The sequence below is a fragment of the Vibrio mediterranei genome (genome assembly GCF_013364395.1).
Lineage (GTDB): Bacteria > Pseudomonadota > Gammaproteobacteria > Enterobacterales > Vibrionaceae > Vibrio > Vibrio mediterranei.
In genome coordinates this window covers 859,202-872,731 of sequence record NZ_JABXGK010000001.1, presented here as the reverse complement: position 1 = coordinate 872,731, position 13,530 = coordinate 859,202, and the positions used below count along the sequence as shown (strand labels likewise).

Annotated in this window: 8 protein-coding genes; 1 reads left to right on the top strand and 7 read right to left on the bottom strand. The window is 42.4% G+C overall.

The annotated features are described in order from the left end of the window. Positions 1 to 79 precede the first annotated feature (79 nt). From HOP38_RS04295 to HOP38_RS04285, 3 genes are read right to left on the bottom strand one after another with little or no spacing between them, the layout of a single operon-like run. A complete protein-coding gene (locus tag HOP38_RS04295; protein ID WP_198557488.1) occupies positions 80 to 2,269 on the bottom strand; it encodes a DEAD/DEAH box helicase in 2,190 nt (729 codons plus the stop codon). Beyond that, positions 2,266 to 3,573, bottom strand: a complete 1,308-nt coding sequence (locus HOP38_RS04290; RefSeq protein ID WP_198557487.1) for an ATP-binding protein — start codon at positions 3,571 to 3,573, stop codon at positions 2,266 to 2,268. The genes HOP38_RS04295 and HOP38_RS04290 overlap by 4 nt, the downstream gene beginning before the upstream one ends. A 3-nt stretch (positions 3,574 to 3,576) precedes the next feature. Next, positions 3,577 to 5,859 (bottom strand): tellurite resistance TerB family protein, encoded by a 2,283-nt coding sequence (locus tag HOP38_RS04285; protein WP_198557486.1) that lies wholly within the window; start codon positions 5,857 to 5,859, stop codon positions 3,577 to 3,579. Positions 5,860 to 6,901: 1,042 nt separating this feature from the next. Here HOP38_RS04285 and HOP38_RS04280 point away from each other — a divergent pair. Next, positions 6,902 to 8,116: an MFS transporter gene (locus HOP38_RS04280; protein WP_198557485.1), complete on the top strand. Its 1,215-nt coding sequence runs from the start codon at positions 6,902 to 6,904 to the stop codon at positions 8,114 to 8,116. A 582-nt stretch (positions 8,117 to 8,698) separates the two neighbouring features. Here the strand turns inward: HOP38_RS04280 and pstB are convergent. From pstB to HOP38_RS04260, 4 genes are all read right to left on the bottom strand, one after another. Next, positions 8,699 to 9,463 carry a phosphate ABC transporter ATP-binding protein PstB gene (gene pstB / locus HOP38_RS04275; protein ID WP_198558249.1) on the bottom strand — a complete coding sequence of 255 codons (765 nt, stop codon included), beginning with the start codon at positions 9,461 to 9,463 and terminating at the stop codon, positions 8,699 to 8,701. A 92-nt stretch (positions 9,464 to 9,555) separates the two neighbouring features. Continuing rightward, positions 9,556 to 10,806 (bottom strand): phosphate ABC transporter permease PstA, encoded by a 1,251-nt coding sequence (gene pstA / locus HOP38_RS04270; RefSeq protein WP_198557484.1) that lies wholly within the window; start codon positions 10,804 to 10,806, stop codon positions 9,556 to 9,558. Further along, positions 10,799 to 12,184: a phosphate ABC transporter permease subunit PstC gene (pstC, locus tag HOP38_RS04265; protein ID WP_198557483.1), complete on the bottom strand. Its 1,386-nt coding sequence runs from the start codon at positions 12,182 to 12,184 to the stop codon at positions 10,799 to 10,801. Before pstC ends, pstA begins: the two co-directional genes overlap by 8 nt. A gap of 6 nt (positions 12,185 to 12,190) precedes the next feature. Next, entirely contained in the window at positions 12,191 to 13,222 is a 1,032-nt protein-coding gene (locus tag HOP38_RS04260; RefSeq protein WP_198557482.1) for a PstS family phosphate ABC transporter substrate-binding protein, read from the bottom strand. Between the last annotated feature and the right edge of the window lie 308 nt (positions 13,223 to 13,530).

Sequence of the window (13,530 nt, the reverse complement as noted above, 5' to 3'; positions counted from 1 at the left end):
AAGTTCGTTAGAGTTTCTACTTAATTTAGTAATATACGGATTAATTCAGGTATGGGAAAACCTATGACAGGTACAAATATCAAACCATGACAAGCCACTCTTTAGCCCCGTTTATATCAAACGCCTTTGTACCATACCCAATAGAGAGAATATCTTCAGACAAAAACTCATCAAACTTATCGATTCGCTTTTCTAATACAGACTGCGCTAACTCTGTCTCACTAGGCAGTTTTCTTGAAGCTAGAGTACGTAAAGTCGATTTAACATCCTCAACGGATGTTTTTTCCACTTCAATAACACCTGCATATGCGCTAGCTTCTTGTCCATTCATGATAAGGAGAGCTACAATGGTATTGACTACTTTATCACCCAACCACGTAAACAAATACGTACTGTTGCCAGCTTTCAGCAGAGGATTTCTTGCTAAATCTGATAGTTGAAAAAAGGTGACACTTTCCTTGAAGTGTTCTCTTGCAATCGCATCCACAAAATCCACTTTTTTATTACCGACTGAAATTCTGTAATCACCTTCTTTGAGTATGCGAAACATTTCTTTGCGAACGACGTCATGGATTGTCATTCCACTACCGCCAAATTTTGGTGGTTTACCGCCTTTAGCATGTTCAACGTAAATGGTTTTTTTGTCACTATCGACATCATTTACTTTCCATCGTTTCCCACCAAACACAATGTTCTGCCCAGCTAACACAAGTGAGTCGATAGGAAGTGTTCCCAGAGTTTTTGTTCCACTAATAACCCTGTACTCCTCTGGCGTTTTGAATACAGCATAAAATGAATAGTGACTTGTAATGCGTTCACCTAATAGGCCTAGAACTAGTTCACCATTACCCAACTGAGTAATTAGATCGATATTCCCCATATGGACTAGAAGACCTTTAAAGTCGTCTACGCCAACTTTCTGAAATGGCCCTTCTTTACAGAGTAAGTTAAATAATTGATCGGCCCGAATGCCCCCCCACTGAGCTATAACCGCGAGTATTTGATGTAGAAGTGTAGAAAAGTGGTAAAGGGACGTATCAGCAGGCTCATACCATTTACTGCCAATGAGTAGCCTTATCATTGCTAAGGACTGTATTAACTCCAGGCGGAGTATATCGACAACATTTGAATCTTTTGTGAGTTCATTCTCTGCAATCAACACTCGCAGTACAGAAGGACCACCACGTCTTCCTGAGCGTCCCATTCTCTGTCGCAGGCTCGAAATTGAGTGAGGGGCTGTAACCTGAGCGACGGTGTTCACTTTTCCGATATCGATACCCAACTCAAGAGTCATGGTACACACCGCTGTAGTAGGGTACTGCTCTTGTAGAAGACGTTTCTCTAAGTCTTCTCTCAACTCCTTGGCAAGTGAGCCATGGTGAGGAAAGAACTCATTCGGCACGCATAGCTGATCACAGAAATCGCTAAGCATTGCAGCAATGCCTTCAGTTCTATTCCGGCTATTTGCAAAGACTAAATGGTTACCTCCTCGACAAAATTTAAACAGGTCTTGGCAGATTTTGTATTCAGCATCAATTGGGGTTTCACTATCTACCTGAGCGGGGTTCACATACCCTTTGACTTGTACCTTAAGTACCGATGTCGAATTCGAGTCCCTTATTACTTTACATGGTAAAGATTGATTAGGACGAAGTGACAATGGGACTTTTTCTAGCTCACCGAGAGTTGCACTCAAAGCAACCCTAGGAATCGGCTTTTTCAAACTCCCAATAAGATGCTCCAATCGATGAAGCAAAGAAAGTAAGTGATGTCCGCGCTCTGTGCCAAGAAATGCATGAAACTCATCAATGACGATATATTTCAAATCAGAAAAAGCAGACTTTATCCAGCCCGAATCTCGAATAAGCAACGATTCGAGTGATTCAGGAGTGATTAGTACAATTCCCGCTGGTGTAGTTTTTAACTTCTTCTTCCGGCTTTTAGCACTGTCCCCGTGCCACGGTGTAACTGGCATATCCATTAGATCTGAGAGGCTTTCTAAACGTCTATCTTGATCATTTATTAAAGCTTTTAGTGGGCTGATATAAAGGATACCAACCCCTTTATCTTGATTAGCAATAGCACTAATTGCTGGAAGAAAAAACGCTTCAGTTTTTCCCGCTGCTGTCGAGGCACTGATAACAAGGTCAGTTTTCGCTGAAAGAATCGGCTCAATAGCTAAGCATTGGATTTCTCGTAGGTTTGTCCAACCTTGTTTAAATATCCAACGCTGAACTCGAACATCGAGCTTTTCATGTTCATTAATCATAATTTGAAGTCAGCGAGGCCATCCTCGCTTCCATCTAATTCAAGTTCAACGTCAGAAGGCTTCTCTTCTTCAATTCCAACCGATGAAACTAGGTTGTTCCAGCTTATCGTTGGATTTTGATCGATTACCGCAAGCATATCCAAAAAAGCCTTTATCGTATTGCGTGGAGTTCGAAAGTAAGCGTCTCCAATAGTCTGGCTGCAATGTTTTAGAAACGCCTTTAAGGATTCGTCAGGAACAAGATATTTACTTTCATCACCTTCGGCATAAACGTGACGCAGATTTTTTAGTAGTATATAAAGCTCTTCCGAGGTCAAGCTTGCGAGGTGCAATGCTGGAGATGAGTAATCGATAAGGCCTGCCTGCTTCGCAAAGCTATTACCCGCAAGTCTGGACTGAAGGGCTTCATAACTATAAAGACCTTTCCTAGGATCAAGTAGGAATTCAGGCGTTCCACCAAGTAAAAAACCTAAATACTCTGTAGTACCTTGTAGACAGTCATTAAGAATTCTTAATATCTGTTCATAGTTAGAAGTCCTAGCTGTTGTGTTATTCAACTTATACAGATTTACCATTTCATCGAGGTTAACGAGCAACCCCTGATATCCCGCTTGGCGAACGAATAGACTCATTATTTTGAGTGCATCATAAAAAGACGTATCCGAAATTATTGTTCTGACACCTAAATCTTTGCGAGCGTCAGTTTTAGTTGAATATTCAGCGCGGAGCCATTTTATGGCATTAGCTTTCTGAGTGTCATTGTCTTGTTCATGTCCAATCCAATAAGCCTCGATGACTTTGGCGAAGTCATATCCACCGACAAGATCAGAAATTGAAGATAGCTTTTCATGAATAACCGTATTAATACTTTTTCCAGTCGTATCGGCTTCCTTTCTCACTTCAGTGATAAACTTTTCAACCACACTGGTCAGCGCATTCCCATCTGGTTTATTGCGCGTAGACATATTGCGCATTAGCTCTGAGTATAGGTTTCTAGCTTGCCCCGAAGATGCATGCATTCGTCTATCTGGAGACAAGTCAGCATTAATAGTTACCAACTTTCTTTCTAAAGCAATGGCTCGAACAACACTCAAGAAAAATGTTTTGCCTGAACCATACTCACCAATAATAAGCCTAAAGGCTGAGCCCCCATCGGAGATCCGTTCAATATCTTGAAGAAGTGCTTTTAGTTCGTTGACCCGGCCAACCTGAATATGTTGAATCCCAACTTTGGGAGTTACGCCAGATTTTAGCGATTGGATAATTGCATCTCTTTCTTTTGAACGTATTTTTTTTGCAACCATCATTTATTCCTTTAATTCTTCGACAATTTCGAGATCGACGTATATATCACCATCATCATCCAAGACAGGTGCATCTACTTTTTCGTAAGCCCAATCATTGATAGTTTCTATAGCGCCATCAACCATCAAGTTCAGTTTGCTACAAAGTTCATGAACTTCATTTCGAGGCCATATTTCTTTGCAAAGCAGCATATCGAACAGATTTTTATGCATATTATCCAGTTCATCATTACCTGCAGAGATCGAACTCATCGTCCCTATTTCTGGTTCGTTATCGACCGTAAATATGCTTTCTAACATGCTCTTGGCATCGCTGGTATCACTCTCATGCATCGCCAGTATGTCCTCATCCAACTGGAACTTATCTCCACTTTCGTCGGCAGTTGTTGGTGAAGCGGCATTTGGCGTTCTCGAGGATGCTAGGTTGTGAATATCGCTCGTAACAAGTGATTTATCCAATCCTAGGCATGTATAGAGTTTCTCAATTTGTTTTATTTCAGATGAATCGACCTTACCGTCAGCAAGAGCGATTGAAATCATAAATTTCTTTAAGGATTCAATTTGTGATGAATTGAGCTGCTCTATTCTTGCTTTTAATCCTGCAGTGTTCGCTGGACTATTAAGTCGCCACGTCAGATAAGCATTCAATGAATCTTTCTCGGATGGCGACAGTCTGTCATCGTGTTCAATTAGTTTTTGCAGCGTCAGTTTTTCATCTTGGTCAACGCTACCGTCAATAGTAGCCACCATTGCACCAAGCCTCATCCACAGGCTTACTTGATTGAAAGCCGAGCTAGGTTCAAAAAATTGTCCATGGCCTGGTGAGAACAATACAATATTGCCATCAGCTTTGAACTTGGTTTGATGAAAACGCATATCTGGGGCGATACCTGTATCAACTTTAGCGGCAAGTTTGATTAGGAGTTCGTTTTCTTTCTTGTTCATAGCTTTAGGAAGCGGTAATCCAGTGTGAGACCAAAATTCTTTCACAGTTGTTAGCCCGTTATCGTTCTGAACTACCTGAACAGCCCATGACTTAAATGATTCAATGATTGATGAGTTGGATTCATTTGCCAGTTCTTTTGGTAGTAACATCAATGCAGCTATATCATTTTTGGAGGTATCAGCCTTGCCTAAATAGCGACTATAGCCACCTAGTTCTTCTGTGCACTGTTCTGCAATAGGAATAAGCTTGTTTACAGGGCCTTTAAGAATACTCGGGTCAGGCAACTCCTCCAGATTTAAATCAATACCATTAATGCCGTTGCTTGCTGGGTGATATGAAAGTCGAAGCTTTGTTTTGTTTGGCTTTACTGTTATACCCTCGAAAAATTTTTGAGAGAACCTTATTTCGAAAAGTTTGCGAAACTCCTCTTCACATCTACGAGCAGGAGTTTTTAGCGAATACTCAAATGTATTTTTTAGCCAGTCTAAAGCTAACTCAGCGCCAACGGGTTGCCCATTAACTATGGTTTTGGCTAGTTTCAGTTTGAATGACAATGTATCGTTTGTATCCGGTATTTCTACCATCCGTTGCTCAAGTAGAGCGGGTCTGAGCAAAGCCATCAACTCAAGAAAATTGGCTGAATATCCTCTAAAAGAGCGGTTTGTGTTGAACACTTTATGGAGGCGTAATACCTCTTCAAATATTGTGGTAAATTCTAGATCTGACACCTGTGAGTTAGCTTGGTTTTCAATGATTCTTCTTTCAAAACCATAGAAGTAAATGAATACGTACCCGATTGGTGTATTGGGATCAGAGCGGTCAGACGCTAGCCAGTCTAGATAGGCTCCTCTGCACTCTTTTGATAAAGAGGAGTAACTTGGCCAGTATCCTAGTGTTTCGTCGGTATGCAATTCCGATCCGATGTTCACTGAAGATTTCGATGCGGGGCGTTCCTCATCGACAAGAGATGGTTCTAACCCATACCCATCAAGTGAATTCATTACGCCACCAAAGTAGTAAAGACCTTTGTTGAGCTTTCTTCCGATAATGGTGAGCTGTTCACTTTCATCAATCCATCGACCCTTTTGTTTATTAGAAGATTTTTCAACGTCTCTTCCAAAAGTCGTGTGAATTGTAAACGTTGCAAACTCTTCATCATTGTCATCATATGAGGAAACTGATGCCGTTTGCGTGCTATAAGCGTCGCTCCTTTGAGCCGAAAGTTTTGAGGTTGTATTCTTTTGGGGAGAGCTAGAGCTGTTGGAGGTTTTGGATTTAGAGTTCCCAGTTATCAGTTTGTACAGAATATAGATGATTATAGCCCCAACAAAAAATTCCATTTTCTTACCTTTATATCAATGAGGTAGATAGGTCTTGGCAACCGCCTACTCAGTAGTCAATAAATAGCATATTGATGTATTAGATAAATTTGGTCAAATGGAAGCATAACAAAGTGTGAGGCGTTTTAATGATAAAGCACAATGGGGCAGTTTTGTGTTGCGTACTCCGTCAGCACACCTCTGGACAATTATCATTTTCGGAAAATCGAACATTAGCAAACCATGAATAACTTAAAGTATGGCAAATTGAAAAAAGCCCACAATTCTGAGTTAAGAAAGTAGGCAAAGTAGGTATTACAGTATGTCAAGCAAAGTATGTGCGCGCAAAATTATGCAACTATACGACTTACAACGACTGGCAATTCTCGATAAATGGACAAGTATAGAATTATTGATTTTGCTAAATTAGTGAGTGGTAAATTACTTTTGTAAAGTAAAAACAATTAGAGCCCAACTTAAATGGGCTCTACCGTCAAAAGCTTAACTTCATGTAAGCTAGAATGTCTTGCAGCAAACAGACTTTTTGGCTAGAAGTCGTAGATTGAAAATATTTCTATGGTAATTGATTTCAAGTCTAATATTTCTCTCACTCTCACCATGCTGATACCTTGACCGCTTTTAAACAATAAGTGGGCAGGTTTACGTGAATATCCCTCTTGATATATATGTTCAATCTCATCATCTTCGATAAGGATACTATCCATTTCGAACGCGATATTTGTGTAGTCATCATTTTCGGGGCAAAGTGCTTCCATTTGAATTCGGGATTGGTCATAGAATCGTTGGATTAGATGGGAAAGAAGGAATTTTGAGTCTTAACGGTATTTTTGCAACAAGCCCGTCTAGACAATATAGAGGGTTGGAAATGTTGGCTTTATCCAACTATTCAACAGGTTGGGACGAAGATTTAAAGAAAGTTTCATATAGGCTAGCAGGGAGAGCGCAGTAGAATAGCGTCGAGCAAACCCACTTTTTACGGGGACGCCATACGTGAGTGGCGACGAGCTACTAAAAACTATTGATGACTACGATTAGATAGATCATGAAACTTACTGTATTTACGCTCGCAATCGGGCAAACCTTGCTTTACGCCTGCCTGTATTATCTGTTCCCAGCGACCCTGCTGGAATGGGAAGCAGTTCATCACTGGGAGCGCACCGATGTGACCCTCGCCTTCACTCTTGCTATCGGTATATCAGCACTTTGTGCCCCATTTGCCGGGCGCTTTCTTGACCGAGATAAGGGTCCAGAGTTGATGGCTGGATGTATTGCGCTTGGAGCGGTCCAACTATGGCTACTCACTTACGCCGATTCGATCTATATGTTCTATCTTCTGTGGTTTGGGATCGGGGTCGCGATGTCAGGCTGCTTATATGAGACCGTTTTTGCCTTCTTGGTAAAGTTTCGCGGCAAACAAGCGAAATCAGATATTACTCTGATCACCTTAGTGGCCGGTTTTGCTAGCACACTTTGCTTTCCGAGCATTCATTATCTGCTAGAGAACCACGATTTAACCATCGCGCTCAAGATCGCCTCGCTATTACTTACTCTGCTTGTAGTGCCGTTTTTCTTCGCTAGCCGACAGATTCAGCAGCAATGCTGCAAAGATGAACCAGAGCAACAAGTTGAGCAGGCACCTTACCATGACCAGCCCCAAGTCCTTTCCAATCCAAACTTTTGGTTATTGGCGGTAAGCTTTTCACTGCTAGGACTTGCCCACAGTGTGATCATCAGTCACCTACTACCACTACTTGAAGAGCGTAGCCTAAGTGCAGACAACACCATCTTGATCGCTTCACTGATTGGCCCAATGCAGGTGATCGGACGGATTGTTTCCATCTTTGCAGACAGAAAACTCAATCTTGCAAGCATTACCCTCTACTGTTTTGCAGGGATCTGCATTGCACTAGCCACCCTCTACTTCGCAGGCTCCTCCATGTGGCTTTTGGTGATATTTGTGCTGTTTCAAGGCAGCAGCTATGGCGTGATTAGCATTATGAAGCCATTGGTGACTAAGCAATTTATGGGCGAAGCAAACTTCGGTACAATCTCCGGCCTGATGGCACTACCCTATCTGATGTTTTCAGCACTAGCGCCGTACCTAGGATCACTGATTTGGGAGATAAACGACTATGATGGAGTGCTTGTTACCATGGTAGTGACCAGTGTGATTGCCTTTGGCTGTTTTGGAGTGTTGAAGAAGAGAGAAGATAGGAAAATGAAAATTGCTTGTAATGAAGTCAGGGTAGGAAGTTAATCGTACTAGAAACGTGTGAAGCCAAACCTTCATTGATAAGGTTTCGAGTGTTCAGTCCTCGAACTCTCTGAATTCGTTCATGTTCAAATAATGAAAGTCCATTGGTATAGTCACTGTTATCAACCGTAGGGACTTGTAGTCGATGAACAAATTTGATCACATAGTTAGATGAGAGAAAATATGTCAAATTACTAGGTTTGAAATCAGCTTCAATCTAGTCCTAACTTACTTTGGGGCATTTTCGAGTTTCATGCCGCAGCTAGTACACTTTCAAGTGTTGGCACTCTCCCTCACGCTTTTTGTAATGGTGTACATGACCCTCTTTATTGAGAATTATAAGTTTTGAGTCACCGGCGCAATGGTCACTCCGTCATAATTGTTCACAAATAACTTCACGTCGTTGCATGACGCTACTCATTATTTTTGTCATGAGCCAGGGTTGGGAACAACATTACTGGCGATACAATAAAGGCTCTCTCCGCCGTATGTACAGGCTTGTTCATCAGCATGAGAGATCTCTACACATGTCCTTGAACCGGTGGGCTTACAGTGTGCGGCCTTCTAAGTCCTTACAAGTTGAAGCTAACCAAACTGCCCTTGTAAGTATCCTTTCGTTAAACTATGGATCGGTTGTTCAAACATCTGTTTTGTTGGGTTGACTTCTATCAGTTTGCCCAAGTGAAAATACGCCGTTCGGTCAGATATGCGTGCAGCCTGATTCATAGAATGAGTCACTATACCAATTGAGTAGTGTTTTTTCAGTTCCGTTATAAGTTCTTCTATCACTGAGGTTGCGATTGGATCGAGTGCAGAACATGGCTCATCCATTAAAATCACTTCTGGGCTAATGGATATTGCTCTAGCAATACACAATCTCTGCTGCTGCCCACCAGATAACCCTGTGGCAGGAATGTGAAGACGATTGGCGACTTCTCCCCAAAGTCCGGCTTTTTTTAACGATGATTCTACTATTTCGTCCAGCTCAGCTTTGCTATTCACTAAGCCATGCAGTTTTGGCCCGTAGGCGATGTTGTCATAAATTGATTTAGGGAAGGGGTTAGGCTTTTGAAATACCATACCGACTCTGGCCCGGAGCTCTTCAGGTTCTATATAAAAGACCTCTTTGCCAGCTAAAGTCAGATCGCCAGTGACCTGACACCCAGCTATCGAGTCATTCATCCGATTCAGGCAGCGTAAAAATGTTGACTTTCCGCAGCCGGAAGGTCCCACCATCGCTAATACTTCTTTATTGCCCAGGTCGAGTGAGACATTATCAATGGCTTGAATACCATTATAGAAAACACTTACATTTTTAGCCGTCATACTCGGTGTTTCGCTAGTCGTCATACCAAGCGTTTTATGGTCTGAAAGTGAGCGCTTTATCGCGGCCGTATCGTTGACCAAGTGATTAAATGCCTGCTCTATATTTCCGCTCATAATTATTTCCTCTCAAGCTTGCGACGTAAATAGAGCGCTACGCCATTCATTAGGAATAAGAAGGCTAGTAGCACCATAATTGCCGCTGAGGTTAGTTCTATAAATCCTCGCTCTGGATTTTCAGACCAAAGATAAATCTGTACCGGAAGTACTGTCGCGGCATCGAAAAAGCCACCTGGCACATCCACAATAAATGCTACCATCCCAATCATAAGCAGTGGTGCAGTTTCACCAAGAGCTTGAGCCATTCCTATAATAGAACCGGTAAACATCCCTGGTAGTGCTTGTGGAACAACATGATGAAACACTACCTGAGTTCGAGATGCTCCCATTGCTAATGCCGCATCTCGAATTGATGGTGATACCGCCTTTAAAGATGCTCTACTGGAAATGATGATAGTTGGTAGTGTCATCAATGTGAGCACTAAGCCACCAACTATCGGTGTCGATCTTGGTAACCCTAACACATTCAAAAATATCGCTAGCCCGAGTAAACCAAAAACAATAGAGGGAACGGCAGCGAGGTTATTTATGTTGATTTCAATGAACTCTGTGATTCGGTTTTTTGGGGCATATTCTTCGAGGTAAATTGCAGCCCCCACGCCAATTGGAAAGCTAAGTATCAAGGTAAGCAATAAGGTAAAAAATGAACCAGTTAGTGAGCCTGCAATACCCGCTACTTCAGGGTTTCGACTATCACCGCCGGTAAAGAATCTCCAGTTGAATACAGTTCGTATTCGTTGTTCATTGTCTAACGCCTTGTACCAATCTACTTCGCGAGACTTGAATCCACTCACCTCATCTTTTTTTAGTGACCCTTTATGGTATTGGTTAAATCGGTCACCAGCGGGTAACCAAAGAGATATAACCTTTGGTTGATCGCCCAATTGGCTCTCGATTTGTTCTTGAAGGATGTACTCGGACTCGGTCGATACAATGCCGTAAAGCTGTCGCCTCTCCACGCGGCTCGTGACATTAGAAAACTCTTCCCTTAGTTTGTTGCGAATCATTCTCCTAGCGGATTGGTGGTTCTTAGAATCTACAACAAACGTCATTTTAACTTCTGTAGAGACAAACGCTTTGAATCCTGAGCTAAAAATGGTTGCCAGTATCAGTGTGAGGAATGCTACAGCAAAAAAAATCGACAATAAGCCATAAGTTCGAAAGCGGCGCTCTTTACCGTGACGACGTTGGAGAGAATCACGAACGCGATCCACTTTTTTGTCTGCAAGCCTTTTTAAGGGATCACTCATATTGCTCCCTGTATTTTTTGACGATTTGAAGGGCAATCACATTGAGAAGCAAAGTAATCACAAACAATGTTAACCCTAAAGCAAATGCTGATAGTGTTTTAACGCTGTCAAACTCTTGATCACCAACCAATAAAGTAACGATTTGTACAGTAATGGTGGTGACTGACTCTAATGGGTTTGCTGTTAGGTTAGCTGTGAGACCCGCTGCCATTACAACAATCATGGTTTCACCAATAGCCCTAGATACTGCGAGTAGAAAGCCTCCAACGATGCCGGGTAGCGCAGCGGGCAGTACCACTTGTTTTATCGTTTCGGATTTGGTTGCCCCCATCGCTGTTGATGCATCACGTATGTCTTGTGGTACTGAACGAATAACGTCGTCAGACAGTGAAGAAACAAATGGAATGATCATAACCCCCATAACTAGACCAGCAGCGAGTGCACTTTCTGAAGAAGCACTTTCGCTACCCAGTGATTCGGCAACCTCACGTATCCAAGGAGCAATCACCAGTGCCGCGAAGAAGCCGTAAACGACAGTAGGAATGCCCGCTAATATTTCCATGATTGGTTTTATTAAGTCTCTGACTCTAGCGGGAGCATATTCAGCAAGATAGATGGCACTAAAAATACCAATAGGAGCGGCAATACACATTGCTATGAAGGTGATTAATAGCGTTCCGGCAAACAATGGAATAGCCCCGAATGAGCCACTGGCCCCTTGCTGGTCTGCTCGAATCGCTATTTGTGGTGACCAGTGAGTTCCAAGTAAAAACTCAGAAAGAGAAATTTGCGAGAAGAAACGCATCGATTCAAACAGAACCGACATAACGATTCCAAGTGTTGTGATGATGGCGATGCTAGAGCAAAGCAGCAGAGCGAGTCGCACAAAAACCTCAACCTTGTTTCGTGCTTTGAAAGTTGCTGAGGTGCGAGTCACACCATAAAACCCACCTGCAAAAATTAGACTGACTAAGCCCACGTATAGTATTGCATTGCCGGTTGTGGCGATTGAGTCGTAGTAGCGTGCGGACGAAGCTAGTGCATCAAAGTAGGAGAGGTCTCTGAACTCTCGGTCGAGAGATGCGACTATTTGGGAGTAAACTAAGTCTACACTGACGCCGGTCTCTTGGATGGAGTACAGTTTGTCAAAGTGTGCCAGTGTCAGCGATTTAAGCAGTATTGGAGTCGAAAACACCCACAATAAAAGGAAAAACAAACTAGGTAACAAGGTTACCCAAGCTGCGTACCATCCATAATAATTGGGTAATGAGTGAAGGTGTTTGATACCACCGACATGCCCTGCTAGTTGTAATGCACGATATCGTCCGATTACAAACGTAAACAGGGCACAAGCGGTGAGTATGACAAGTATTGTCATGGCAAATTACAAGTTTGGTTTCATCGTCGTTGCGTACTCTCGTACTTGCTCCCACTCTCGCACGGCAAGCGGAATGAGTCCACGATCGGCTAGGTAGCCATCCTCGCCAATCGCATCTTCACTCGTGAAGGCGTTGACGTACTCTTGGATCCCCGGAATTACGCCCAGGTGAGCTTTCTTAACGTAAAAGAAGAGAGAGCGGGATACGGGATAAGAGCCATCACCAATAGCTTCGAATGTTGGTTCTACACCACCGATTTTAGCACCTTGAACTTTGTCTTTGTTTTGGTCCAAAAAACTGTAGCCAAATATGCCGAAGGCATTAGGGTTAGCAGCGAGCTTTTGAACAATTAGATTATCATTTTCACCAGCCTCGACAAACGCACCATCTTCTCGAATACCGTGGCATGCAGCTTTGTATTTCGTCTTATCAGTCTTAGAAAGAGCCTTCATTATGGGATTGGAGTCACATCCGGCTTCCATTACTAGTTCTACGAATGCATCACGAGTTCCTGATGTCGGTGGCGGACCAAGTACTTCGATTTTGGCGTCAGGCAGCTTAGAGTTAATTTGGTTCCAGGAGGTATATGGGTTAGGTTTTAGCTCACCGTTTTCATCAGGTAATACATTTGCAAGAGCCATGTATATTTCTTGAGCTGTTACATCTAGTTGAGGGCCTTTAACTGAGTTGGCAAATGCTATTCCATCATAGCCAATCTGAACTTCAATGATGTCAGAAACGCCATTGGATTTACATTTTTCTATCTCTGAAGATTTGATTTTACGAGAAGCGTTAGTGATATCTGGAGTATTCTCACCAACTCCAGCGCAAAAAAGTTTCAGACCGCCACCTGAGCCAGTTGACTCGATTTTGGGGACGCTAAAGTCACTCGCTTTACCAAACCGTTCCGCAACAACGGTCGCGAAAGGATAGACGGTTGATGAGCCTACGATACTGATTTGATCGCGAGCCTGTGCGATGCCACTTGCAGAAACGACCATTGCCGCAGTTAACAGTCCACTTGTTATCTTACGCATTTCTATTCTCCAAAACAGAGTATTGATTAAGTTGTATACCAACATAAGCGTAGTAGGTGAACTGTGACTTTTGACTGATTCATAAATTGTTCATTAAATGTTCAAACTGACTGTTTTATAAATATCTATTTTCATTTAAGTGAATGAAATTATTTATAAAAAAACTTTTCTGTATACCGGCTCGTCAAGGTAGATAGCAAGTTGAATGTCTGTTCGTAACTTATGATGCTGAAGTGATGTAGTAAAATTATGGTCAGCGAACTGTGCTTGACCTACTCCCGAAACATGAGTAGGTACCGGATTAGAAG

Bases quoted from the DNA above. Each gene is read 5' to 3' on its own strand.
- HOP38_RS04295 (WP_198557488.1), bottom strand. From the start codon at position 2,269: ATGATTAATGAACATGAAAAGCTCGATGTTCGAGTTCAGCGTTGGATA.
- HOP38_RS04290 (WP_198557487.1), bottom strand. From the start codon at position 3,573: ATGGTTGCAAAAAAAATACGTTCAAAAGAAAGAGATGCAATTATCCAA.
- HOP38_RS04285 (WP_198557486.1), bottom strand. From the start codon at position 5,859: ATGGAATTTTTTGTTGGGGCTATAATCATCTATATTCTGTACAAACTG.
- HOP38_RS04280 (WP_198557485.1), top strand. From the start codon at position 6,902: ATGAAACTTACTGTATTTACGCTCGCAATCGGGCAAACCTTGCTTTAC.
- pstB (WP_198558249.1), bottom strand. From the start codon at position 9,463: ATGACGACTAGCGAAACACCGAGTATGACGGCTAAAAATGTAAGTGTT.
- pstA (WP_198557484.1), bottom strand. From the start codon at position 10,806: ATGAGTGATCCCTTAAAAAGGCTTGCAGACAAAAAAGTGGATCGCGTT.
- pstC (WP_198557483.1), bottom strand. From the start codon at position 12,184: ATGACAATACTTGTCATACTCACCGCTTGTGCCCTGTTTACGTTTGTA.
- HOP38_RS04260 (WP_198557482.1), bottom strand. From the start codon at position 13,222: ATGCGTAAGATAACAAGTGGACTGTTAACTGCGGCAATGGTCGTTTCT.